This window comes from Micromonospora sp. NPDC049679 (assembly GCF_040659735.1).
Lineage (GTDB): Bacteria > Actinomycetota > Actinomycetes > Mycobacteriales > Micromonosporaceae > Micromonospora_I.
Genome location: NZ_JBFANZ010000056.1, coordinates 1 through 22,739 on the forward strand (window position 1 = coordinate 1; position 22,739 = coordinate 22,739).

26 protein-coding genes and 4 pseudogenes are annotated in these 22,739 nt (G+C 71.3%); 14 read left to right on the forward strand and 16 right to left on the reverse strand.

From position 1 onward, the window contains the following. From lnt to AB0J06_RS24520, 3 genes are all read left to right on the forward strand, one after another. Window positions 1-1,010 (forward strand): apolipoprotein N-acyltransferase (gene lnt, locus AB0J06_RS24510; RefSeq protein WP_357431714.1); only part of this gene is annotated, 1,010 nt, incomplete at its 5' end. Further along, complete coding sequence (locus tag AB0J06_RS24515; protein ID WP_357431716.1) at window positions 1,007-1,822, forward strand: polyprenol monophosphomannose synthase; 816 nt, start codon at window positions 1,007-1,009, stop codon at window positions 1,820-1,822. The genes lnt and AB0J06_RS24515, both read left to right, overlap by 4 nt. Before the next feature lie 63 nt (window positions 1,823-1,885). Beyond that, entirely contained in the window at window positions 1,886-2,413 is a 528-nt protein-coding gene (locus AB0J06_RS24520) for an FxsA family protein (RefSeq protein ID WP_357431718.1), read from the forward strand. A gap of 77 nt (window positions 2,414-2,490) precedes the next feature. On the opposite strand, the gene AB0J06_RS24525 is transcribed toward AB0J06_RS24520, so the two are convergent. Then, window positions 2,491-2,832 (reverse strand): RNA polymerase-binding protein RbpA, encoded by a 342-nt coding sequence (locus tag AB0J06_RS24525; protein WP_357431720.1) that lies wholly within the window; start codon window positions 2,830-2,832, stop codon window positions 2,491-2,493. A 220-nt stretch (window positions 2,833-3,052) separates the two neighbouring features. Here AB0J06_RS24525 and AB0J06_RS24530 point away from each other — a divergent pair, with 220 nt between their 5' ends. Further along, window positions 3,053-4,537: a peptide MFS transporter gene (locus tag AB0J06_RS24530; RefSeq protein WP_357431722.1), complete on the forward strand. Its 1,485-nt coding sequence runs from the start codon at window positions 3,053-3,055 to the stop codon at window positions 4,535-4,537. A gap of 15 nt (window positions 4,538-4,552) precedes the next feature. Here the strand turns inward: AB0J06_RS24530 and AB0J06_RS24535 are convergent, their stop codons facing one another. Continuing rightward, complete coding sequence (locus tag AB0J06_RS24535) at window positions 4,553-5,656, reverse strand: hypothetical protein (protein WP_357431724.1); 1,104 nt, start codon at window positions 5,654-5,656, stop codon at window positions 4,553-4,555. 98 nt (window positions 5,657-5,754) lie between these two features. Further along, on the reverse strand, window positions 5,755-6,144 hold the full coding sequence (locus AB0J06_RS24540) for a nuclear transport factor 2 family protein (protein ID WP_357431726.1): 390 nt from the start codon (window positions 6,142-6,144) through the stop codon (window positions 5,755-5,757). 86 nt (window positions 6,145-6,230) lie between these two features. Here AB0J06_RS24540 and AB0J06_RS24545 point away from each other — a divergent pair. From AB0J06_RS24545 to AB0J06_RS24555, 3 genes and pseudogenes are all read left to right on the forward strand, one after another. Continuing rightward, window positions 6,231-6,435: pseudogene (locus AB0J06_RS24545) on the forward strand (transcriptional regulator); the annotation flags it as partial. A 27-nt stretch (window positions 6,436-6,462) separates the two neighbouring features. Next, window positions 6,463-6,792 carry a metalloregulator ArsR/SmtB family transcription factor gene (locus AB0J06_RS24550; protein ID WP_357431728.1) on the forward strand — a complete coding sequence of 110 codons (330 nt, stop codon included), beginning with the start codon at window positions 6,463-6,465 and terminating at the stop codon, window positions 6,790-6,792. Then, window positions 6,789-7,649, forward strand: coding sequence for an SRPBCC family protein (locus AB0J06_RS24555; RefSeq protein ID WP_357431730.1), 861 nt, complete (start codon window positions 6,789-6,791; stop codon window positions 7,647-7,649). The genes AB0J06_RS24550 and AB0J06_RS24555 overlap by 4 nt, the downstream gene beginning before the upstream one ends. A gap of 385 nt (window positions 7,650-8,034) precedes the next feature. Here AB0J06_RS24555 and AB0J06_RS24560 read toward each other — a convergent pair whose 3' ends face one another. Continuing rightward, entirely contained in the window at window positions 8,035-8,502 is a 468-nt protein-coding gene (locus AB0J06_RS24560) for an HNH endonuclease (protein ID WP_357431732.1), read from the reverse strand. Window positions 8,503-8,544: 42 nt separating this feature from the next. Beyond that, window positions 8,545-9,450, reverse strand: a complete 906-nt coding sequence (locus tag AB0J06_RS24565; protein WP_357431734.1) for an oxidoreductase — start codon at window positions 9,448-9,450, stop codon at window positions 8,545-8,547. A 187-nt stretch (window positions 9,451-9,637) separates the two neighbouring features. On the opposite strand from AB0J06_RS24565, the gene AB0J06_RS24570 reads away from it, so the two are divergent. Both AB0J06_RS24570 and AB0J06_RS24575 read left to right on the forward strand, forming a co-directional pair. Next, on the forward strand, window positions 9,638-10,156 hold the full coding sequence (locus tag AB0J06_RS24570) for a DinB family protein (protein WP_357431736.1): 519 nt from the start codon (window positions 9,638-9,640) through the stop codon (window positions 10,154-10,156). Between the two features lie 68 nt (window positions 10,157-10,224). Further along, a complete protein-coding gene (locus AB0J06_RS24575) occupies window positions 10,225-11,064 on the forward strand; it encodes a patatin-like phospholipase family protein (protein ID WP_357431738.1) in 840 nt (279 codons plus the stop codon). A gap of 12 nt (window positions 11,065-11,076) precedes the next feature. Here AB0J06_RS24575 and AB0J06_RS24580 read toward each other — a convergent pair whose 3' ends face one another. Beyond that, window positions 11,077-11,925: a GNAT family N-acetyltransferase gene (locus AB0J06_RS24580; RefSeq protein ID WP_357431740.1), complete on the reverse strand. Its 849-nt coding sequence runs from the start codon at window positions 11,923-11,925 to the stop codon at window positions 11,077-11,079. Between the two features lie 189 nt (window positions 11,926-12,114). On the opposite strand from AB0J06_RS24580, the gene AB0J06_RS24585 reads away from it, so the two are divergent. Continuing rightward, a complete protein-coding gene (locus tag AB0J06_RS24585; RefSeq protein ID WP_357431742.1) occupies window positions 12,115-12,540 on the forward strand; it encodes an Hsp20/alpha crystallin family protein in 426 nt (141 codons plus the stop codon). Between the two features lie 70 nt (window positions 12,541-12,610). Here the strand turns inward: AB0J06_RS24585 and AB0J06_RS24590 are convergent, their stop codons facing one another. The 3 genes and pseudogenes from AB0J06_RS24590 to AB0J06_RS24600 form a co-directional block, all read right to left on the reverse strand. Then, complete coding sequence (locus tag AB0J06_RS24590; protein WP_357431744.1) at window positions 12,611-13,024, reverse strand: nitroreductase family deazaflavin-dependent oxidoreductase; 414 nt, start codon at window positions 13,022-13,024, stop codon at window positions 12,611-12,613. Next, entirely contained in the window at window positions 13,021-13,263 is a 243-nt protein-coding gene (locus AB0J06_RS24595) for a WYL domain-containing protein (protein WP_357431746.1), read from the reverse strand. The genes AB0J06_RS24590 and AB0J06_RS24595 overlap by 4 nt, the downstream gene beginning before the upstream one ends. A 116-nt stretch (window positions 13,264-13,379) precedes the next feature. After that, window positions 13,380-13,958: pseudogene (locus AB0J06_RS24600) on the reverse strand (WYL domain-containing protein); the annotation flags it as partial. A 336-nt stretch (window positions 13,959-14,294) separates the two neighbouring features. Here AB0J06_RS24600 and AB0J06_RS24605 point away from each other — a divergent pair. Both AB0J06_RS24605 and AB0J06_RS24610 read left to right on the forward strand, forming a co-directional pair. Next, on the forward strand, window positions 14,295-15,281 hold the full coding sequence (locus AB0J06_RS24605) for a tyrosine-type recombinase/integrase (RefSeq protein WP_357431748.1): 987 nt from the start codon (window positions 14,295-14,297) through the stop codon (window positions 15,279-15,281). Window positions 15,282-15,343: 62 nt separating this feature from the next. Beyond that, on the forward strand, window positions 15,344-15,967 hold the full coding sequence (locus AB0J06_RS24610) for a TetR/AcrR family transcriptional regulator (protein ID WP_357431750.1): 624 nt from the start codon (window positions 15,344-15,346) through the stop codon (window positions 15,965-15,967). A gap of 73 nt (window positions 15,968-16,040) precedes the next feature. Here the strand turns inward: AB0J06_RS24610 and AB0J06_RS24615 are convergent, their stop codons facing one another. From AB0J06_RS24615 to AB0J06_RS24640, 6 genes are all read right to left on the reverse strand, one after another. Next, window positions 16,041-17,087 (reverse strand): TerC/Alx family metal homeostasis membrane protein, encoded by a 1,047-nt coding sequence (locus tag AB0J06_RS24615; RefSeq protein ID WP_357431752.1) that lies wholly within the window; start codon window positions 17,085-17,087, stop codon window positions 16,041-16,043. 28 nt (window positions 17,088-17,115) lie between these two features. After that, entirely contained in the window at window positions 17,116-17,700 is a 585-nt protein-coding gene (locus tag AB0J06_RS24620) for a histidine phosphatase family protein (RefSeq protein ID WP_357431754.1), read from the reverse strand. 100 nt (window positions 17,701-17,800) lie between these two features. Further along, complete coding sequence (locus AB0J06_RS24625) at window positions 17,801-18,172, reverse strand: GntR family transcriptional regulator (protein WP_357431756.1); 372 nt, start codon at window positions 18,170-18,172, stop codon at window positions 17,801-17,803. A 26-nt stretch (window positions 18,173-18,198) separates the two neighbouring features. Then, window positions 18,199-18,846: a thymidine kinase gene (locus AB0J06_RS24630; RefSeq protein ID WP_357431762.1), complete on the reverse strand. Its 648-nt coding sequence runs from the start codon at window positions 18,844-18,846 to the stop codon at window positions 18,199-18,201. Window positions 18,847-18,946: 100 nt separating this feature from the next. Beyond that, on the reverse strand, window positions 18,947-20,323 hold the full coding sequence (locus tag AB0J06_RS24635; RefSeq protein ID WP_357431758.1) for an MFS transporter: 1,377 nt from the start codon (window positions 20,321-20,323) through the stop codon (window positions 18,947-18,949). 41 nt (window positions 20,324-20,364) lie between these two features. Next, complete coding sequence (locus AB0J06_RS24640) at window positions 20,365-21,144, reverse strand: glycerophosphodiester phosphodiesterase (RefSeq protein WP_357431760.1); 780 nt, start codon at window positions 21,142-21,144, stop codon at window positions 20,365-20,367. A 198-nt stretch (window positions 21,145-21,342) separates the two neighbouring features. On the opposite strand from AB0J06_RS24640, the gene AB0J06_RS24645 reads away from it, so the two are divergent. Then, window positions 21,343-21,873, forward strand: coding sequence for a hypothetical protein (locus AB0J06_RS24645; RefSeq protein ID WP_357431764.1), 531 nt, complete (start codon window positions 21,343-21,345; stop codon window positions 21,871-21,873). Between the two features lie 41 nt (window positions 21,874-21,914). Here the strand turns inward: AB0J06_RS24645 and AB0J06_RS24650 are convergent. Further along, window positions 21,915-22,127: pseudogene (locus AB0J06_RS24650) on the reverse strand (GTPase); the annotation flags it as partial. A 205-nt stretch (window positions 22,128-22,332) separates the two neighbouring features. Between AB0J06_RS24650 and AB0J06_RS24655 the strand changes: the two are divergent. Then, window positions 22,333-22,739, forward strand: a pseudogene (locus AB0J06_RS24655) (hypothetical protein); the annotation flags it as partial.

Genomic DNA, 22,739 nt, shown 5'->3' on the forward strand with positions numbered 1-22,739 from the left:
GGCCGCGTGCCGCCCTCCCGGCCGCCGGCGCGGCTGCGCTCGTGCTGGGCGCACTGGTGGTGCCGATCGGGGGCGGCGGAGCCCGCGACGTGGCGAGGGTGGCCATCGTGCAGGGCAACGTCCCGCGCATGGGACTGGACTTCAACGCCCAGCGCCGGGCGGTGCTCGACAATCACGTCGAGGCCACCATCGCGCTGGCGAAGCGGGTCGCCGCCGACCCGGCCTCCCGTCCGCAACTCGTGGTCTGGCCGGAGAATTCCAGCGACATCGACCCGCTGCGCAACCCCGACGCCGCCGACCGGATCAGCGAGGCCGCCGACGCAATCGGCGTGCCGATCCTGGTCGGTTCGGTCCTGCAGGGCCCCGGCCCCGGCCAGGTCCGCAACGTCGGGTTGATCTGGCGACCGCGCGACGGTCCGGATCTGGACCAGCTGTACGTGAAACGCCATCCCGTCCCGTTCGCCGAGTATGTGCCGATGCGCGACATCGCGCGCCGGGTCAGCGCTCAGGTCGACCGGGTCCGCGCCGACTTCGTGCCCGGCGACCGACCCGGTGTGCTGCGAATCGGCCCGGTGACCATTGGTGACGTGATCTGCTTCGAAGTGGCGTACGACGAGGTGGTCCGCGACACCGTCACCGGCGGCGCGCAACTGCTGGTGGTGCAGACCAACAACGCCACCTTCGACGTGGCCGAGGCGCGGCAGCAGCTGCAGATGGTGCGGCTGCGGGCGGTGGAGCACGGCCGCGACGCCCTGATGGCCTCGACGGTCGGGGTGTCCGGGTTCGTGGGCGCCGACGGCCGGGTAGCGGACGCCACGGAGTTCAACACCGCGGCGGTCGTGGTCCGCGACATGCGACTGGGCGGAACGCGTACGCTGGCCACCCGGTGGGGCCATTGGCCTGAGTTCGTCCTGGTGGCACTCGCCGGCACCATCGTCGTCCTGTCGGCGCTGGTGCGCCGCTCGCGACGGGGTTCTGAAAGTGGCGCGGCAGATTCGGAGGCGCGGTGAGCGAGGCCAACGCTGCGGCTGGTTCGACGCCGGAGGGCTACCCGGGGGTCGGACGCGTGCTGGTGGTGATCCCGACCTACAACGAGGCCGACAACGTCTGCCGCATCACGGCACGGCTGCGCGGCGCCGTTCCCGCCGTGGACATCCTGATCGCCGACGACAACAGCCCCGACGGCACGGGTGAGCTCGCCGACCGTCTCGCCGCCACCGACGGCCACATCCACGTGCTGCACCGTCCCGGCAAGCAGGGGCTCGGCGCCGCGTACGTGGCCGGTTTCGGCTGGGCGCGCGAGCGCGGCTACGACGCCGTGGTCGAGATGGACGCCGACGGCTCGCACGCCCCGGAGGAACTGCCGCGGCTGCTCGACGCGGCGCGCAACGCCGACGTGGTGGTCGGGTCGCGGTACGTGCCCGGCGGCAAGGTGGTCAACTGGCCCGCCCACCGTCTGCTGCTCTCCCGTGGCGGCAACCTCTACACCCGCATCGCGCTGGGCATGCCGGTCTCGGACGCCACCGGCGGTTACCGCGTCTACCGCATGCCGGTCCTGGAGAAGATCGACTACGCGAGCGTCTCCTCCCAGGGCTACTCGTTCCAGGTCGAACTCTCCTGGCGGGCGCATCGCGAAGGGTTCCGCATCACCGAGGTCCCGATCACCTTCGCCGAGCGCGAGCACGGGGCGAGCAAGATGAGCTCGTCGATCGTGCGGGAAGCGCTGTGGCGGGTCACTGTGTGGGGGGCCAGGACCCGCCGCGACGCGGTGCTGCGCATGCTGGGCGGCCGCACGGAGGCCCAAGCGGCGCGCTGGCCGTGACCCCCGGACGTGTCATGCTGGATGGGCGGGGATTTCCGCAGCGTCGCATCCGGATGAGGTGACATGCGCCGAGGATTGATGCTGGTGCCGGTGGCACTGGCGGTCACCGTGGTCGTCGAGATCGCGGTATTCGTGCTGGTCGGTCATCGGATCGGCTTCGGCGCGGCGCTCCTGCTCGTGTTCGCGACCTCGCTGCTGGGCGCCGTGCTGCTGCGCCGCGAAGGGGTCCGCGCGTGGCGCGGATTCCGTGACGCGGCCCAGGCGGGGCTGCCGCCGGGGGCGCAGGTCACCGACGGCCTGGTCGGTCTCGTCGCCGGGCTGTTGCTGGCGGTGCCGGGGCTGATCACCGCCGCGGTGGGCGCGCTGTTGATCCTGCCTCCGGTGCGGCGGCTGGCGCGGCACCGCGTGCAGCGGGCCGCCGAGCGGCGGATCTCCTCCGCGGTGGCGGGGGATCTGTTCGGACCCCGACGGGTACGGGTGCGCCGCGGTGCCCCGCGGTCGTCGGACGAGCCGCCGGTGAGCACCCCGGCGCAGGGCGGTGCCGCATCGGGCGGCCGGGCGATCGAGGGCGAGATCGTCGACCCCCGCTAGCGGTTGTTCCGCCGGCTCGCACACGCAGAACCGCCCCCGCAGCACAAGGCTGCGAGGGCGGATCGGAACGCGTCGGGTCAGCCCCGACCGCGGCGGGTGCGGACCTCTTGGAGCCGCTCCGCCAGGATGTCTTCGAGTTCGGCGATGGAACGCCGTTCCAGCAGCATGTCCCAGTGGGTACGCGGCGGCTTGGCCTTCTTCTGCTCCGGCTCGGTGCCGTCGATCAGCCGCGCGACGCTGCCGTCGAACTTGCATTCCCAGGTCATCGGAACTTCGGCGTCCACGGCAAAGGGCACCTCGAACTGGTGTCCCTTGGCGCAGAGGTACTCGCGGGTCTGGCGCGGGGCAAGCTCGGTGTTGCGGTCGGACTCGTAGCTGACTGCTCCCAGACGGCTCCCGCGAAGCATGCGCTCGCCCATGATCGGCTTTCCCCTCGGTCGTGGTGCTGGTCTTCAGGTGTAACGACGTGCGACGGCCGGAGGATTCCCGGCCGAATCTCAGACGGCGATCTGGTTAAACGCTCCGAGCGTAGCCGGAACTCGGGATCAGTGAACGACCTCATCCAGCTGACGTGATCAATTAGAGTGTAATACGTCCGGTAAGCGATTTTTGCACCCCGCGTATTCCGCTGGAGCTGCGATGTCCGTCACCGATTCACCGGCCCCCGGGCAACCGGGCGGGGACCGCGGTTTCTTCGGCCACCCACGAGGGCTCGCCACCCTGTTCCTCACGGAGATGTGGGAGCGTTTCAGTTTCTACGGGATGCGGGCGATCCTCGTCCTCTACCTGACCGCGGCGGTCAGCAGCGGCGGCCTGGACATGCCCGCCTCCAGCGCCAACGCCGTGTACGGCACGTATAACGCGATGGTCTACCTGATGGCCCTGCCCGGCGGCTGGATCGCCGACCGGCTGATCGGCGCCCGCCGCTCGGTGCTCTGGGGCGGAGTGATCATCGCGGCCGGCCACTATGTGATGGCGATCCCGACCCGGTGGAGCGTCTTCGCCGGCATGGCGTTCATCGTGCTCGGTACCGGGCTGCTCAAACCGAACATCTCGACCATGGTCGGCGACCTCTACGACCGCGACTCCCCACGCCGCGACGCCGGCTTCTCCCTGTTCTACATGGGGATCAACATCGGGGGGTTCATCGCGCCCCTGATCACCGGCTACCTCGGCGAGAGGATCAACTGGCATCTCGGGTTCGCCGCCGCCGCCGTGGGCATGACCCTCGCCGTCATCCAGTACGTCTCGGGCGGACGGCATCTCGGCACCGCCAGCCTCGCGCCGACCGACCCGCTGCGCGGTCCCGAGCGGCGGCGTGCGCTGACCCGCATCGCCGTCGGGGTCGGCGGGGCGGTGCTGCTCGCCGTCCTGCTCGCCATCGCCGGCCTGTTCACCGTCAACACCGTGGTCAACCTGCTCACCGCGATCACCGTGCTGGTCACCGTGGTCTACTTCGGCCGGATCATGGTCGACCGGCGGCTCAGCGATGTCGAGCGGAGCCGGATGAAGGCGTACCTATGGCTGTTCGTCTTCGCCGCCGCGTTCTGGCTCATCTACGACCAGGCCGGCTCGGTGCTCAACGTCTTCGCCGAGACCAGCACCGACCGCGACTTGTTCGGCTTCACCTTCCCGGCCTCCTGGCTGCAGTCCGCCAACCCGATTCTGATCATCATCGCGGCGCCGCTCTTCGCCGCGCTGTGGGTCAAGGTCGGTCACCGGCTCTCCACCCCGGTGAAGTTCGCCTTCGGCCTGGTGCTCAACGGGTTGTCCTTCGTGCTGATGGCCGCCGCCGCACGGGCCGCCGTCGGCGGAGACCTGGTCTCGCCGCTGTGGCTCGTCGCGGTCTACGCCGTGCAGGTCTGCGGCGAACTCGCCCTCAGCCCGGTGGGGCTCTCGGTGACCACCAAGCTGGCCCCCGCCCGCTACGCCAGCCAGATGATGGGGCTGTGGTTCCTGGCCGTCGCGGTCGGCGACGCCATCGGTGGGCAGGTCGCCCGGCTGGCCGACACCTGGCCGCAGCCGACCTACTTCCTGACCTTCGGGCTGGCGTCGGTCGCGCTCGGCCTGGGGGCGCTGATGTTCACCCGGCACATCCGCACGCTGATGGCCGGCATCCACTGAAACGCTCGACAGCGCTCAGTTCGACGGCGCCGGATCTGCCACCGTCGCCGACGGCGCCGGCTGCCGGCTCGCCGCGCCGAGGCTCGCCAGCGCCGCCGCCAGATCGCTGACCTGCGCGGAGAGCTGCGCGACCCGCGCCTGCGCGCCGTCCCGGTCGGCCTCGGCGGCGGCCAACCGTACGGTGACCTGCGCCAGCTGCGCTTCGGCGGACGTCGCCGCGTCCCGCGCGGCCTGCAGCTCCGGACGGATGCGTTCCAGCTCCGCGGTCGCCGCGCCAGCCTGCCCCAGCGCCGCGGCGGTGTCCGCCCGGGAGCGTTCGGCGTCCGCTCGGGCCCGCGCCGCCTCGGCGGCCGCCGTCGACGCCGCGTCCCGTGCCTGTGTCGCCTCCGTCCGGTACCGGTCGGCCCGGGCGAGCGCCTCACCGGCGGAGCGGGTGGCCCGCTCGGCCTCGGCGCGCGCGCCATCGCGCTGGCGGACCAGCTCGTCGCGCTCGCGCCGCGCGGCCTCGTGCTCGGCGCGCAGGGTCTGCAGCTCGCCGCGCGCCGCGTCCCGGTCGGACTCGGCTTGCGCGCGGAGCGCATCCGCCGCGCTGGCCGCCCGGTGCGCCGTGTTCCGTGCCTGCTCAGCCTCCTCGGCACGGTGTGCCGCCGCCGTCGCCTGCGCCGCGGCGGCGACCGCCTCGTCCCGCGCGGTCGCGCGCTCGGCCACCGCCACCGCCGTGGCCTGCTGCGCCACGGTCAACGCCGCCGCGGCCGCCTCGGACTCCCGGCGGGCCTCGTCGCGTTCGGCGTGCGCGCCGGCCATCTGCGCGGCCGCTTCGGCGCGGACCTCCGCGATCTGCCGCTCCACGCCGACCGGGGACAGCTCCGCGTGCAATGCCTCGGTGAGCGTCTCGATCACCTGGTCGAGGCGGTCCACCGCCTCCCAGGTCCGCGCGACCTGACCGGCGAGCCCGGGCGCGCTGCGGTGGCGCATCCGCACGTTGCGTGACGCGCGCTGGCAGGCGCCGTCGTTGTCGCGGCAGTAGCGGAACGGGCGCCCGGCGGCGGCCCGCTGGGCGACCGGTCGCCCGCAGTGCGCGCAGGGACGGGTTTCGGTGGTTTCGGGCTGCGTGTCCATACGCTGGCGAATTCTAGTGCGCGGCACCGCCGCCATTCGGGAGGTCATCGCCGCGAGATCCGCGCGATCAGGGAGGCGTGTCGCGAGGTGCTCCCTGATCACGCGGACCATGGGGTCAGGCGGCAGCGGGCACCCTTGTCGAGGAAGCCGTGCACCACGGTGAGCCGACCGTCGCCGGCGCGCACCGCGACGTCGAAGCCCACGACCACCGACTCGCCGTCATCGGCCGGCACCAGCTCCCAGCCGAACCGCAGCACGTCGTGGTGGCCGTCCACCGTGCCCAGGAGCCGGAACACGTACCCCGGGAACATCTCCCGCGCTCCGTCGATCACCGCCGCGATGCCGTCGTGTCCCCGTACGTCGGACATCGGGTCGCTGTAGCTGCCGTCCTCGGTCCACAGCTCCGCGACCGCCGGTCGGCACCGCTGCCCGTCCGCCTCGTTCCACACCGCCAGGCAGCGCTCGGCCAGCTGCTGGACGTCACTCATCACATCTCTCCCTTCCTGAGGGCTGGGCCGACCGGACCGTTCGAGCCCGCCCCGGCCGACGGGGCAAACCGTCGCACCGGCCGTGCAGCCCTGTCGTCGTGCCGTTGCGCGTGCGCTACGACGGGGGCGAACTCTCCTTTCTTCAGCACGGTCGCCACCTTCGGTACCCCGCTCGACGTCACCGTCGCCGAGCTGGTCATCGAGGCGTTCTTCCCGGCCGATGCGCACACCACGGCAGCGCTGCGCCGTCGGCACGACGCCACCGCCGATGATGCCGTTGCAGGTATATAACGGAGATGACATATTCGAGGAGTGTCAGTGCCTTTCGACGTCCTCGCCGAGCCGGCCCGCCGGCGGATCCTTGATCTCCTCCTGGAGCGGCCCCGACTGGTCGGTGAGCTCACCGACCAGCTCGGACTGACCCAACCCGGCACCTCCAAGCATCTGCGGGTGCTGCGCGAGGCGGGGTTGGTGCGGGTACGCCCCGACGCCCAACGGCGGTGGTACGAGCTGTGCCCCGAGCCGCTGGCCGAGCTCGACGCCTGGTTGGAGCCGTACCGGCGGCTGTGGGCCGGGCACCTCGACGCTCTCGAACGGCACCTCGACACCATGCCGGACATTTCCGATGCACCGAAGGATGAGTCGTGAACGAAACCCTACGTACGGTCGACGGTAGTTCCGTCCTGCGGATGGAGCGGCGCTTCGCCCACCGGCCCGAGAAGATCTGGCGCGCGCTCACCGAGCCCGCTCATCTCGCCCAGTGGTTTCCGAGCCAGGTCGAGCTCGACCTCCGGGTCGGCGGCACGGTCAAATTCGTCTTCGCCGGCGGTGAGGCGCCCCCCTCCGACGGGGTGATCTCCGAACTCGACCCGCCCCGCGTCTTCGCCTTCACCTGGAATGGCGACCTGCTGCACTGGGAACTGCGCCCCGAGGGGCAGGGCACCCTGCTGATCCTGACCCACACCTTCGCCGACCGCCCCGCCGCGGCGAGCTACGGCGCCGGCTGGCACGCCTGCCTCGACGCGATGGAGACGGCGTTGGACGGGCGCCCCGCCGAGCCGGGGGAGGACTGGGCCGAACGGCACGAAGCGTTCGTCGCGGAATTCGGGCTCGCGGAAGGCACGGCGGAGGCGACCGCGGAGGGCTGGCGCGTGCGGTTCGAACGCCAGCTGACCCGTCCGGTCGCCGAGGCGTGGACCGCGCTGACCGGCGGGACCACCCCCGTTGTCGGTGCGGAACCCCCGACCTCTGCGACCATCGACCCCATCGCCGCGGGGATGGTGACGGCCGTGACCGCGCCGACCCTGCTGGAGTACGAATCGCGCACTGATGACCGTGCGGAGGGCCGGGTCCGCTGGGAGTTGCGCGACGGCAACGGCGGCGCGCGCCTCGTGCTGATCCAGACGGGACCGGGAGACGGCGCCGACGCGCAGTCGCCCGTGCTCGCCGCGTGGCGGACCCACATCGAACGCCTCGCCGCGCGGCTGCACGCCGGGGGCGAGTGACCGCAGGGCACCTATCGCGCCACCGGCTACCCGCAGCGGTCGTTCCGCGCGACTGACCGCATCAAGGACCACCACGCGTCAACGACTCAGTGGTGATCCCGGCTGGCACCGTCACGTGACCGACCCTCGGCCGCTGCCCGTGTCGGGCAGCGGCCGAGGGCGTTTCGTCTCCCCGGCTGCGCGTCGCCCGCAGTCGCACTCGCCACTCATTACCGGATTGCTATTACCGGTAATCCGATAATCCAAAAAGTGACAGTCTGTAGCCGGATGGCTGCGAAATGCGCGTACACCATAATGACAGTTATTGTGCGTAACGCATCAGGGTGGTGTCCGGGGGATCAAAAAGAGCGGAACCGCGCGCCGCGGTCCCGCTCATGCCGGTCATTCACGCGGTGAACCAGCCGGCGGCTCCTCGCGCCTGTGCGACCTCCGCGGCCCGCCGTTCCCGCCACCGTCGTTGCGCGTCGCGGTTGCAGGCACGGCAGCCGCGACGGTAGCGGCCGGTGGACTCATCGACTTCTCGGTCATGGCCGTTGCCGCACTGTGGTCGTTGTACCCGGGACCGGCAGTTCTCCGCGTGCGTCAGCTGCCGGAGATGTGTGGGCTCGATGCAGTCCTTCGCCTGGCACGTATGGTCCACTTCGAGGTCAGGGTCATACCCGCCGACGAACACCACGAACGCCGCGATGTGCGCCCACGCGCGACCGCCCACCTTCTGGTACACGCCCCGCTGCGACCCGTACCCCCGCACGAGGAGGCATCCGTCCGGCCTCCGTTCGGAGCGCTCCAGAAGATGCATGCGGAGAGTCTCTGCCGTGAAGTTCTTCGAGAGGCCCTTGATGTCGGCGAGCACGCGCTGAAATTACACCAGCCAGATGCATTACCGCCCGTTCGCTCACCCTCCACGCTGGTGGACGGACTCCAGGCGGGCCAGCTCATCCTCCGAGAACCGCAGCGCGCCGGCGGCCACGTTGGCGGCCAGGTGATCGGGATTGCCGGTGCCCGGGATGGCCAGCACATGCGGCCCGCGGTGCAGCGTCCACGCCACCCGGACCTGGGCGGCCGACGCGCCGTGCGCGCGGGCGACGGAGAGGAGCTCGTCGTTCTCGGTGCCGCTCGTGCCCGCTTCCCGGCCGGCGCCGGCGATCGCGAAGAACGGCACGAACGCGATGCCCTGCTCACCGCAGGTGCGCAGGAACTCATCGCGGTCGCGGCCGGCCTGCAGCCGATCGCCGATGCCGAACTGGTTCTGCACGCAGACCACCGGCGCGATGGCCTGCGCCTCCGCGAGGTGGTGAGGTCTGACGTTGGAGATGCCCAGGTGGCGGATCAGCCCGGCGTCGCGCAGGTCGGCCAGCGCGCCGAAACGCTCAGCGATCGAGTCTGTGCCGTGGACGCGCAGGTTCACCACATCGAGGTGGTCACGCCCCAGCTGGCGCAGGTTCTCCTCGACCTGGCCGCGCAGCTGCTCCGGGGCGGCCAGCGGCAGCCACGCACCCGAGGGATCCCGCCCGGGTCCGACCTTCGTGGTGATGACCAGGTCATCCGGGTACGGGGCCAGGGCGCGGTTGATCAGCTCGTTCGCGGAGCGCAGCGGCGAGAAGTAGAACGCCGCGGTGTCGATGTGGTTCACGCCGAGCTCCACCGCGCGGCGGAGCACACTGATCGCCCGGTCCCGGTCGCTCGGGGTGCCATCGCCGTTCGCCGTCAGGCGCATCGCGCCGAAGCCGATCCGGTTGACGGTCAGGTCGCCGAGCTGCCAGGTGCCCGCCGATGCCGCGGTGATCGTCTCTGAGGTCATGATGTGAAGCCTGGCACGCCGAGCACGCGACGGCTTCGCCCGGCGTCCCTCACAGCCGGCTGAACCACGCCCGTACGTCGGTGACGGCACGTCTGCCAGCCCGACGTCGCGCGTGCGCATCGCGCAGGTCAGCACGATGTCGCCGTGTGCGGGGACGGGGACGCTGCCGGAGCGCTATGGTCGCGACATGAGTGTTACGCCTGTCGATCCGACTGTCGGCGTGGTCGCGGCGCGGGTCGGCGGTGAGCGCGAGACGCTGGAGGCGTTCCTCGATTTCTACCGGGGCGTGATCGTCCGCAAGGTGCGCGGGGTGTCCGACGAGGACGCCCGTCGCCAGCGGCTGCCGTCGCAGACCACCTTGGCCGGCGTGCTGAAACATCTCATCGTCGTGGAGGGCAACTGGTTCCAGCGGATTCTCGCGCAGCGGCAGGTGAAGGTGCCGGGGCCCGGCGAGCCCGACTGGAGTTGGCAGTTGGCCGACAGGGACACGGTCGACTCGCTGATCATGGAGTACGAGCAGGCGTGCGCACTCTCCCGTGAACTCGCTGCCGGCTTCAGCCTCGACCACGTGGTGCCGCACGAGTGGCTGGGCGAGGTGTCGCTGCGCTGGATCTATGTGCACCTGATCGACGAGGTGGCCCGGCACGCCGGACACGCCGACATCCTGCGCGAGTTGACCGACGGCGAAACGGGCGCCATCGGCTGACGGAGTGTCCCCTCCACCCGGTCTCTTGTGGATGGAGTTTGATCGCGCCGCCCGTTAGCCTCGCAGTCATGTCAGAGCGTGCACTCGTGCTCGGCGGTGGCGGCGTGACCGGCATCGCGTGGGAGCTGGGGATTCTGAGCGGCCTCGCCGCGGCGGGCATCGACCTCCGGGTGGCCGACGCGGTTATCGGCACGTCCGCCGGGTCGGTCGTCGGGGCGCAGATCACCAGCGGCGCCGACCTCGACGAGCTGTACGAGGCGCAGCTCGTCGAATCGGGCAACGAGGTGGCGGCCAAGCTGGGCGTCCGGGTGATGGGTGGTTACGCGTGGGCGATGCTGCGCGAGCGCAGCCCGCAGCAGTTCCGCCGTCGGCTGGGTGCGATGGCGCTGCGCCGACGCACCGTCCCGGAGTCCGCGCGCAAAGCGGTGATCGCGTCGCGGCTGCCGCAGCAGACCTGGCCGGGCGGGAATCTGCGCGTCGCGGCGATCGACACCGGCAGCGGCGAGTTCGTGACGTTCCACCGGGACAGCGGGGTGGCCCTGGTGGACGCGGTCGCCGCGAGCTGCGCCGTACCGCTGGTCTGGCCACCGGTCACGATCGACGGCCGCCGCTTCATGGACGGTGGGCTGCGCTCGCCGGCCAACGTGGACCTGGCGGCCGGTTACAGCCGTGTCGTGGTGATCGCGCCGCTGGTCCGCGGCGGGGGTCAGTTGACGCCGGTGGCGGCGCAGGTTGCCGAGTTGCGGCGCTCCGGCGCGCGGGTGGCGGTGATCAGCCCGGACGCGGCCGCCATGGTCGCGATCGGTCGCAACGTGCTCGACCCGGCCCGCAAGGCGGGTGCGGCCCGTGCCGGGCGGGCCCAGGCGGCGACGGTCGCGGACGAGACGCGCGAGGTGTGGTCGGCGTGACTGCGGCGCTCGTCAGCCGAGCGCCTGCATGACGGGGATGTACAGCCGTTCGCGCTGGCCGCGCAGCGGCGCCCCGTACGCCATCGCGGAGACGCGGGTGGCCGGGGCGACGCCACGAAGCGCCGCCCAGCTCGACAGCGCCTCGTGCCGGGCGTCGAGGTCGAGCCGGACCGGCCCGTCGACCCCGGTGGCCAGCTCCGCGATGAGCGCCTGCGCGTCGCCCATGTCCGCGGCGATCACCGGTCCGATCACGACGTTGTCGACACTCGGCCACGCACCCGCGTACCCGGTGATCCGGCCGTCGCGCTCGATGACACGGAGTTGCCGCGCGATCGCCGGCAGCCGGGTGATCAGCTGCGTCCGGTCGGCGCCGAACGCGGCGGCGTCGGTGGCGAGGATCGCCGGGAGGTCGGTGTCGAGCGCCGGCCGCGAGACGTCGACGGTCGGGTCGCCGGCGGCGGGCCGGAACACGCCCAGGTGGGTGACGGTGGCGCCGACCGCGCGGAAACCGAGCTTCTCGTAGAGCGGCCGGCCGTAGGTGGTGGCGTGCAGCTGCACACTCGCCGTCCCGGCGTGGCGCAGCGCGTGGGTCATCAGCCGGCGGCCGATGCCCTGACGGGCACAGCGGGAGGCGACCAGCACCATGCTGATCACCGCGACGTCGTGGCCGTACCGGGTCACGATCGCGCTGCCCACCAGGTCTCCCGCGTCGTCCTCGATGCCGTACCCGGTGCCGATGTCGAGCAGCAGCCGCCACTTGTGCTCCTCGCGCGGCCAGTCCCGATCCGCCGCCAGGCTCAGGCAGGGCGGGAGGTCTCCGGGGTCAAGGGTCCGGATGGGAGCGTCAGCAAGAGTGGGCACAGTTGTCCATCCTGCCCCGCCGCGGTGCCTAGGCCGGAACGTTTTTCGATATGCGGACGGTCGATCGGGTGTAGCGGCGCGCCGAAAGGACTTGACGGGCGTCGTGGCACGCGCTAAATCTAGGAAATAGTTGAGTCACCCCGACTCAACGTGAGGTCTTCGGCGTAGGAGCACCGAGGAGGTTGGACGATGTTGATGCGCACTGACCCGTTCCGCGAGATCGACCGGATCGCGGAACAATTTTTCGGCACCACCGCCCGTCCGGCGGTCATGCACCTGGACGCCTACCGCGACGGCGACTACTTCTACGCCGTCTTCGATCTGCCCGGAGTCGATCCGGAGAGCATCGACTGCACCGTGGAGCGCAACGTGCTGACCGTACGCGCCGAGCGTCGCCGGCCGGCCGGCGACGGCGTCGAGCTGGTCGCGGCCGAGCGGCCGATGGGGAGCTTCACCCGACAGCTCTTCCTCGGCGACACGCTGGACACCGACAAGCTCGAAGCCGGCTACGAGGACGGGGTGCTGACGCTGCGCATCCCGGTGGCCGAGCGGGCGAAGCCGCGGCGGGTGAGCATCTCGGTCGGCAACAACGGCCGTAAGCAGATCAACGCCTGACACGGTGCGTGCTCCCCGCGCCGCGCTGCGGCGATCGCGGTCGCGGCGCGGGGAGCGCATCGAGCGCGGGTCAGGCCCGCACCAGCGCCACCACCGGGATCTGCCGGGTGACCCCGGCCTGGTGGTCGGCGAAGAACGGAAACTGCTGCACGGTACGCGCGAAGAGCCGGTCGCGCTCCTCGCCGGCGAGCACCACGGCACGTCCCTGGTAGCTCTCGCCGCCCACCTCGACGGTCACCCGCGGATCGGCGACCAGGTTGTAGTACCAGTCGGGGTGGCGCACGGCGCCGGCGGCCGAGGCGAAGACGAGCAGCCGGTCGCCGTCCGGCACGTACATCAACGGCGTGGTGCGCTGCTGGCCGGTGCGGGCGCCCACGGTCGTGAGCAGCAACAGCGGGCGTCCGTCCGGGGCTTCGCCGGCCGCCCTGAACTCCTCGATGAGCTTGCGGTTGTAGGCCTGGACATCGCTGGGCAGCTGGGTCATGGCGGCTCCTCGACGGTGGCTGGGTAGATCAACGACAGGGCGCGCGTCGTCGCGGTGAAGCACTCCCGCAGCGCGGGCGGAGCGAGCACCTCGACGTCGGCGCCGAGCTTGAGCAGCTCGGTGTGGCCGTGCTTGATGGATTCGATCGGTACGACGGTGTGCAGCCATCCGGTCTCGTCCGGTGCCCCCGCGGCGGCCCGGGCGGCCCGGGCCATCGCGGGCGGAAAGATGAACGACATCCGGACGAGGGCGTCGGCGGTGATCCGCACCGTGGCCTCGTCCCGTAGACGCTCTCCTCGTAACGCCGCGTCCACACCTGCCAGAACCCGGCCAGGTCGAAGTCGTCGGGGCGCGCGAAGCGTCCGTCCAGCGTGGTCACCTCCAGAACCTCACCGACACGGTACGTGCGGGTCTCCTCGCCGGCCCGTGCCACCAGGTACCAGCGGCCGGCCTTGAGCACCACGCCGAGCGGGGCGAGGGTGCGGGTCACCTCCCGTGGCTGCTTCCAGCGCCGGTAGCGCACCTCGACCAGACGGTCGTTCCAGACCGCGTCGGCGAGGGCCGCGAGGTGCGGGGTCGGCTCGTCCTGCCGGAACCAGCCCGGCGCGTCGAGGTGGAAGCGCTGGCGGACCCGCGCCGCCCTGCCCCCGAGCTCGGGCGGAAGCGCGGCCAGCAGCTTCAGCTCGGCGGCCGCGAGCATCGCGCCGAGCCCCAGTTCGGCGGCGGGGCCGGGCATCCCGGCGAGGAACAACGTGTCGGCCTCGTCGCCGGTCATCCCCGTGAGCCGGGTGCGGTAACCGTCGAGGAGCTGGTAGCCGCCGGTGGGCCCCCGGTCGGCGTAGACGGGGACGCCGGCGGCGCTCAGCGACTCGACGTCGCGGTAGATGGTGCGCAGCGAGACCTCCAGCTCGTCGGAGAGCTCCCGGGCGGTCATCCGGCCACGGGCCTGCAACAGCAGCAGCAGGGATAGCAGACGACTGGCACGCACGTTCCCGAACCTAGCCGCTGCGGCTGACAGAAACTGTCAGCTACGACGGCAAACCCGTCGCGCGACGCGGCCGGTCGCGGGCATGCTGGGCGGCAGTTGCCACCGACCCACGGAGTCGTCTTCCTCATGTGATCCACAGAACGCGTCGGGCCACGCCGCCCGACGCCCGTGCCCCCGGCCGACCGCGTACGCGGCGGTGGGCTCGCCGTGTCCCTGCAGTGGGCTTCTGAGTGCCGGCGTGTCCACTGTCAATCTCATGATCAACATTGCGAAAATGGGCGCATGGATCTCGTGCGGACCCGCAGGGCGGCGCTGGCGTACCCCGGAGGGGAGCCGCACGACTTCACGGAGGCGTGGCTGCGCAACCGCCGGCTCTCCGAGCACACCCGGGTGGCCTACCGGCGCGACATCGCCGGCTGGCTCGCCTGGTGCGCCCACCGCAAACTCGACCCGCTCGGGGTGAATTTCCTCGACGTCAACGAGTACGCGCGGGCGTTGGAGTCAACCCTGGACCCGCGCAGCGGACGGCCGCTCACCCCGGCCACCGTCGCCCGCAAGCTGTCCGCGTTGTCGAGTTGGTACGGCTTTCTGGTCAAACTCCGCGCCGTGGACGCCAACCCCGTCTCCGGCGCCGACCGCCCGCACGTCGACCGCGACCACTCCGCCACGGTCGGCCTGACGCCGGAGGAGGTCGACGCGCTGCTCGCCGCCGCCGAGGCCGACACCGGCCCGACCGCGGCCCGCAACCGCGCGGCGCTGGCCCTGCTCGCCGATCTGGGGCTGCGGGTGGGGGAACTGGTCTCGCTCGACATCGCCGATCTGGGACACGAACGAGGTCACCGCAGCGTGCGCTTCATCGGCAAGGGCGGTCGTCCCCGCCGGCGCGCGCTGACCCCCGGCACCGCGTACGCCGTCGACGCCTACCTCGCCGAACGTGCGGTCGCCGACGGCGTGCCGGTCGGTCAACTCAGCGGTCCGCTGCTGGTGACGGCCTCCGGCGGGAGGCTGGACCGGCACGCCGTCTTCCGGATGGTGCGGCGGCTCGCCCAGGCCGCCGGCATTCCGGCCTGGGCGAAGCTCTCGCCGCACTCGCTGCGGCACGCGTTCGCCACGACCGCCCGCGCCGAGGGCGTGCCGTTGGAGGACGTCCAGGACGCGATGGGGCACGCCGATCCGCGTACCACCCGCCGCTACGACCGTGACCGGCACAACCTCGACCGCGATCCGGCGTACGCGATCTGGGCCGCCCGGGCCCGCCGCCGGGGATAGCCGCCGCTGTCATCGGCGCGGCGCCTTGACGGAGTGAGGACTCACTCCGGAGGATGCCGGGCATGGAGACCACCGCGGGCCGACGCCGGGCGCCGGCGATGAGCGCCGACCAACGACGGGCGATGATCGTGCAAGCGGCGTTGCCGCTCGTCGCCGAACACGGCGCGGCGGTGACCACGCTGCAGGTCGCGCGGGCCGCCGGCATCGGCGAGGCCACGATCTTCCGGGCATTCGCCGACAAGGACGCACTGCTCGACGCCTGTCTCGTCGAGGCGATGCGCCCCGACCACGTGCTGGCCGAACTCGCGTCCATCCCGCTCGAACAGCCGCTCGCCGCCCGCCTCGTCGAGGCCGTCGAGGCGCTCCAGGCCCATCTGCACCGCCTGGGCGCGGTCGTGGCGGCGCTGCACGCCTCCGGACGCGCCGGACGCGCCGACCGACCGGTCGAGCAGCGGCCACCGAGCGGCGGCCGGGAAGAGTCGATGGCGTCGACCCGGGCCGCGATCGCCGAACTCTTCACGCCCGAACACGACCGGTTGCGCCAACCGGCCGAGCGTCTTGCCGAACTCTTTCTCGGATTTCTCTTCGTGCGGGGGCGCATGCCGGGCGCCTCCCCACTGACGATTGCCGATCTGGTCGATCTCTTTCTGCACGGTGCCCTCGGCGACCGGGACGGACGCCGATAGCCCACGCGCCCATTCAGCGGCGGATCGGTGAATTCGGCTCGGTCCACGCGGGCGTACCGCTCGACCGCCCGGGCTACGCGCGCGGTGGGTCGTTGTCGTGGCCGCGCAGCGATCCGGGGTGCGCCCGCAGGGACGGGTCCCGACGGACCTTGATCAGGCTGGCGACGGTGGTGACCACCAGGACCACGAGGATCACCACCAGTGACACGTTCGTGTGGATCTCCGGGACCCGGTCATTGAGGGTATGACCGTAGTGCAACACCAGTTTGGCGCCGATGAAGGCCAGGATCAGCGCCAGGCCGGCGGAAAGGTAGACGAGCCGGTCGAGCAGCCCCTTGACGAGGAAGTAGAGCGCGCGGAGGCCGAGCAGCGCGAAGGCGTTGGCGACGAAGACGATGTACGCCTCCTCGGTCACGCCGAACACCGCGGGGATCGAGTCGAGCGCGAAGAGCAGGTCGCTGCTGCCGATCGCCACCAGCACGATGAACAGCGGCGTGGCCAACCGACGGCCGTTCGCACGGGTGAACAGCTTGCCGCCGACGTACTCCGTGGTGACGGGGATGACGCGGCGGGTGAGCTTGACCAGCGCGTTGTCCTCGACGCTGGGATCCTCGTTGCGGTGCCGGAAGAGCTGGATCGCGGTGAAGATCAGCAGCAGTCCGAAGATCAGGAACATGAACGAGAAGAGCTTGAGCAGCGCCGCGCCGACCGCGATGAAGATCGCCCGCATGACGAGCGCGGTGATGATGCCGAAGGTGAGGGCCTTGTGCTGGTACGCCTCGGGCACCGCGAACGTGGTCATGATGATGACGAAGACGAACAGGTTGTCGACCGACAGGCTCTTCTCCACGATGTAGCCGGCGAAGTACTGCGTCCCGAACTCCCCGCCGGCCTGGGCGGCGAAGACCAGGCCGAAGACGATCGCCACCGCGATGTAGAAGACCGACCAGGCCACCGCCTCCTTGAAGCCGACGGCGTGCGGCCGTGCGGCGGCCAGCGCAAGGTCAAGGGCGAGCAACCCCACGATCAGGCCGATCGTGACGAGCCACCCGGTTGTGCTGATCTCCAGCCCTGTTCCGTTCATGCTGTTGATAATGCCGTAGACCTGGGTGAGTGCCATGCGGCGATACGGCTTCCGGCCGCACCGGTCACACGCGCAGCTCCTGCGGGAACCCGGTCCACCGCAACGGCGGGGGCAGATGGGTCATGTCGTTGAAGACCAGCAGCGACGGCGGTCGCCGCGGACGGTAGAGGATGACCGTGAGCGCGCAGTTGCCCTGGTTGAGCCCCGGCCAGCGCTCGGGTGGCGCATCGAGGGCGTGCCGGACGAACCAGGCGATCAGGAAGTTGTGCGTCACGATCAGTTCGTGCGTGTCCTGCTCGGCAGGCACGGCGTGCCGTTCGATCGCGGCGGACGCCCGCGACGGCCCGTCCGCGAGATCCGCCGCGGAGTAACTGGCGATCAGGTCGGCCGGCAGGACGTTCCCGTCCGGTATCGCCGGGAGGTAGTCGCCGAGCAGGTCCGAGGAGTAGGTCGGGACATGCGGCGCGCACGCCGCGACCAGGTCCGCGGTCTCGCGCGCCCGGGGCAGCGGGCCGTGGTGGATGGCCGAGAGCGGAACGTCCCGCAGCCGTTCGCCGAGAAGCGTGGCCTGCTGCCGGCCCACCTCACTGAGCACGCCGTCATCGACCGCGGCGCCGTGTCGGGCCAGGTAGAGAAATCGGTTCGCCATGGCAGCCGCTAGCCGAGCACGTCGACGTCGGTCGGGTCGGCGGCGGGCGCGTCGAGAGGTCCCTTCGCCGCGGCGTGACCGGTGGGGCCGAGCTGCCGAATCATCGGCTCAGGCCCAGTGCCGCCTCCGCCAACGCCAACGCCTGGGCCGGGGCGAGCCCCAACTGTCGGCTGCGCTCGGCATAGCTGGCGGCGAGCGCCTCCGCCTCCGCCGACACGCCCGCGGCGCGGTGGGTGATGAAGGTGCCGTGGCGGCCCCGCGTCTGCACCAGCCCCGCCTGCTCCAGCTCGCGGTAGGCGCGCGCCACCGTGTTCACGGCCAATCCGAGCTCCTCGGACAGCTGACGCACGGTCGGCAGCCGGGCGCCGGCGGCAAGGCCGCCGCTCGCCGCGAGAGCGGCGATCTGCGTGCGGACCTGCTCATAGGGGGCGACCGGAGACTCCGGATCGACGCGCAACGTGGTCCCTGCCATGCGCTGAATGTAGCGGTCGGCAGAACTCAGGCTTTCGGCCCCAGGTCGCCGGTGCGGTGGTGGCGCCGGCACAGCACCTGGTAGCGGACCTCCGTGTGATCCACGGTGTCGCCGATGACGACCTGTTCCCCCTCGCGGGCGACCGCACCGCCGACGACCCGCGCGTTGAGGTGTCCCTGCCGTCCGCACCAGCACAGCACCTCGACCTGGATCCGGGACACCTCGTCGGCGAGTTCGAAGAGTCGCTGCGCGGCCGGGAAGAGCGCCGAACGGAAGTCGGTGGCCAGGCCGAAGGCGAAGACGTCGACGTCGTACCCGTCGACCAGGTCGGCCATCTGCTCGACCTGCTCGACGGTGTAGAAGCAGGCCTCGTCACAGATGAGGTAGTCGACCCGGAAGCCGTCGGCCCACCGGCTGCGCACCAGCGCCCGCAGGTCCAGGTCGTCGGTGACCTCGATCGCCGAGTGGGCGAGCCCGATACGGGTGGTGACCTGCGGCCCCAGCGACCGGTCGTTGCGCGTGAGCACCAGGCCGCGCCGCCCCTGCCGGGCGTGGTTGTGATCCATCTGCAGGGCGAGGGTGGACTTGCCGCAGTCCATCGGGCCCCAGAAGAACTTCAGGGCGGCGCCGTGGCGCAGGCGGCCGTCGCCGGCCGCCAGGCAGGCGTGGGACAGGGCGGAGTCGTCAGTCACGGTCGGGCAGCCTAACGCACGGTCAGCGACGGACCCCCTCCTCGGCGTGTGCCGCGGACGAGGCAACCGTCACTGTCCTGCGTCACAGCACGCGGGGCGGGGTGTTCCCGGCGGCCATGATGGCGCGGCGCATCGGCACCGCGAGCAACGCGACGAACCCGATGATGAAGAACGCCAGCAGGGAGATGATCGCGACGCGGTAGCTCTGCGTCGCCCCGTACGCCAGCCCGAAAAGCAGCGGCCCGAGCCAACTCGTCCCCTTGTCGGAGATTTCGTAGAGCCCGAAGTACTCGCCCTCCTTGCCCTTCGGGATCAGCTGGCTGAACAGCGACCGGCTCAGCGCCTGGCTGCCGCCGAGCACGAGACCGATCCCGCCGCCGAGCAGGATGAACGGCACCGCCCGACCGGCCGGCAGCACGTAGGCGACGCCGAGCACGACCGTCCAGAGCACCAGGCTGAGCAGCACCGTCTTCCAGGCGCCGATCCGTTTGGCGAGGGCGCCCATCCCGGTGGCCCCGAAGAACGCCAGGAACTGCACCATCAGGATCGTCGGCACCAGGACGTCGTCGGAGAGCTTGAGCTCCTCGGTGCCGTAGACGCTGGCCAGCGCGATGACGGTCTGGATGCCGTCGTTGTAGACGAGGTAGGCCAGTAGGAAGAACAACGTCAACGGGTACGCCTTGAGGCTGCGCAGCGTGTCTCGCAGTTGTCGGAAGCCGTCGATGAGCGCCGGGCCGCGGGCCTCGCCGGCGGCGGCCGGCCGGTTGCGCAGGCGGCGCAGCGGCAGCGTCGTGAACACCGCCCACCACACGCCCGCCGAGACGATGCTGTAGCGGGCGACATCGCCCGTGCTGAGCCCGAGGGAATCCTTGAAGAGCACCGCGACCACGTTGAGGGCCAGCAGGGTTCCGCCGCCGAGGTAGCCGATCGCCCAGCCCAGGCTGGAAACGCCGTCGCGCTCCTCGGGCCCGGCGAGCTGCGGCAGGAACGAGTTGTAGACCACCACGCTCGCCCCGAAGGCGATGTTGGCCACCAGGAACAGCGCCGCGCCGAGCAGGTAGCGCTCGCCGGTGAGGAAGAGCATCCCGATGGTGGCGGCGGCGCCGACGTACGCGAAGAGCGCGAGCAGTTGCTTCTTGTGCGGCGACCGGTCGGCGATCGCGCCCACCACCGGCAGCACGAACACGGTGAGGAAAACCGACAGCGACACCGTGTACGGGAACAGCGAGCCCGGATAGATGCCGAAGCCGAGCACACTGATCGTCTGGTCCTTGCACGGGTCGTCGGAGGCGCAGCCGGCGCCGGCCTTCGCGATCGCGGTCAGGTAGGGGCCGAGGAAGACGGTGACCACCGTGGTGGAGAACGCCGAGTTGGCCCAGTCGTAGAAGTACCAACCGACGCGCTCGCTGCGGCTGCTGGTGGGGGGAACCTCCACGGGGGAGGTGGCGGTGCCGACCATCTATGGTCCTTTGCCAGGTGAGGGGCTCGGTCCCGACCGACCTAGGGGGTGTGGTCGGAGGGCCAGAGGCCGCGGCTGAGGTAGACGTTGCGCAGCACGTCGACGTGATCGGTCATGATGCCATCCACACCAAGATCGAGTAACTCGTGCATCTCGGTGGGTTCGTCGATGGTCCACACGTGTATCTGGAGCCCGAGCCGGTGCGCGTAGTCGACGAACCGCTGGTCGACCACGCGCAGCCGTCCGTACCAGACGGGCACCTGCGCGGCCACGACCGACGTCGGCAACCGCATGCGGCGACCGGTGACCGACGCGATCCGCAGCCGGGCCACCCCGCGCATGCCCAGCGAACTCGCCACCTGCGGTCCGGCCAGCGACCGCAGCCGGTGCAGCCGCCGGTCACTGAACGAGGCCAGCAGCACCCGGTCACCGGCCCCGGTGCGCTGGATCGTCTCCACCGTCGGGTGCACCCCGTTGTCGGCCTTGACGTCGACGTTGAAGCGCACGTGCGGCCACGCGTCGAGCACGTCGGCGAGGCGCGGGACGGCCGCCGCCCCGCCGACCCGCACGCTCGCCAGGTCCGTCCACCGCAGATCGGCGATTCGTCCCTTCTCGCCGGTCACCCGCTCCAGCGTCGGGTCGTGGAAGATGACGGCGACTCCGTCGGCGGTGCCGTGCACGTCCGTCTCCACGTACCGGTAGCCGAGCGAGACCGCCCGCGCGAACGCCTCGGCGGTGTTCTCGTCGCCGAGCGCGGCGCCGCCGCGATGCGCGAAGGCCAGCGGTGCCGGGGCGTCCAGGTACGGGGCGTCATGGTGCACGCAGCGCAGTATGCCTGGCCGCGCTGCCGACCGGGAGAACGCGGGTTTCCCGGTGAGGGCCGGCGCGTGCGCACGCGCCCCGCCTACTCGTTATGCAATCCTCACCGTGTGCAGACGGCCACGTGGCGCTTTCCACTAGCGGTCGGCTTCGAGCGCAGTCGCACCTCACGGATTGTGACCCTGTCAATCCTCGGAGTATTGGCGACAGGCGCCGCCGGCTGTTTCGGATACATCGTCGGGCTCTTCGCGATGTGGGCGACCGCGGGCCGCGACGCCGATCCGTCGGCCCTGTCGGTCTCCTTCGTGCTGGCTGCGATGCTGGCCCTCGTCGCCGCGGTCGGCGCCGGGCTCGCGATCGCGTTCGTCAGCCGGGCCGGGGCGTGGCTGGAGGGGACGTTCCTGACCGTGCGGAACCTGACCACCCGCACCGTCAACCTCGCGCTGGCCCGCTCGGTCACGCTGCGCGCGATCAGTGACACGCAGGCCGCGGTGCCGAGCGACGGCGGGGTCGTGCTGACCGGCGTCGCCGTGCGTACGCCTCTGCTCACGGTGGTCGCCGGCGGCACGACGGTGCGGCTGCGACTGCGCAGCCGCGACGGGACGCTGCTGCCGCCCGCGCAGATGCTGGTGCTCGCCGACGCCCTGGCGGTGGCGCGGTGCCCCGCGGCGGCGGAGGCGGTCGCCTGGCTGCGCACGATGGCCGCGGACCCCCGTACGTTGCTGCTCTGACCAACCCGGATCCGGTCGCCTCGGTCGCGGTCGGTCACGCCTCCCGCGCCGTGCGCGGGGGAGACCCGGCGGGCGATCGACGTGTTGACAAGTGTCGACTTTCCGGCATTTGGCCTCCCGGTGACCGCCACTCGCACCCGCCCGGCAAGCCGTCGCCCTACGTTGATTGCCTGCTCACGGGCCGTGACTGTCAATTGTGGGGAAATTTCGCCGCACACTGCCTCGACGTGGGCACCGGTCGGACCGAAATCCATGACTCGTCAGCCGCCCTACTGTCGGTGACAATGACGGGGACCCAGCGGTCATGCTCGTCCATCTGCTGGTCGTCGCTCCCGACGTCCCGGCGGCACGACGTGCCACTGCCGGATCTCACAGTACGAATATCCTGCCGGCGCAGGATCCCATGTTCGTGCCACCGCCGCTGCTGGAGGTGGCCGCGAGCCATGGCGGGGAGGATCAGTGCGGCACGCACTCGCCGATCGTGACCGGGCTGGGGGGCCGGGTCCCGATCCATCACACGCCGTCGTCACCGACGCGACGGCGCGCCTGTCCGCGCCCGGCCTGGTGGTCATCACCGGCGGCCCGGGCTGCGGGCGCAGCACGCTGCTGCGTCGCCTCGGCGCGGCGTTCCACGGCCCGGTCTTCACCGGTGGCGCGTTGGCCACGCTGCGCGGCATGCCCGCGTTCGCGCTGACCACCGCGCTGCGCGTCCGTCTGCCCACCGAGGATCCGGCGCTGCTCGCCGAGGCGGTGCGCGCCCGGGTGCGCGACGGCCTGCTGCTCCTCGACGACCTGCAGTGGGCCGACGGAACGCTGACCGCCTACCGGAGAAACTGTGGACAACATCGCCGCCGGACACCGCCGGC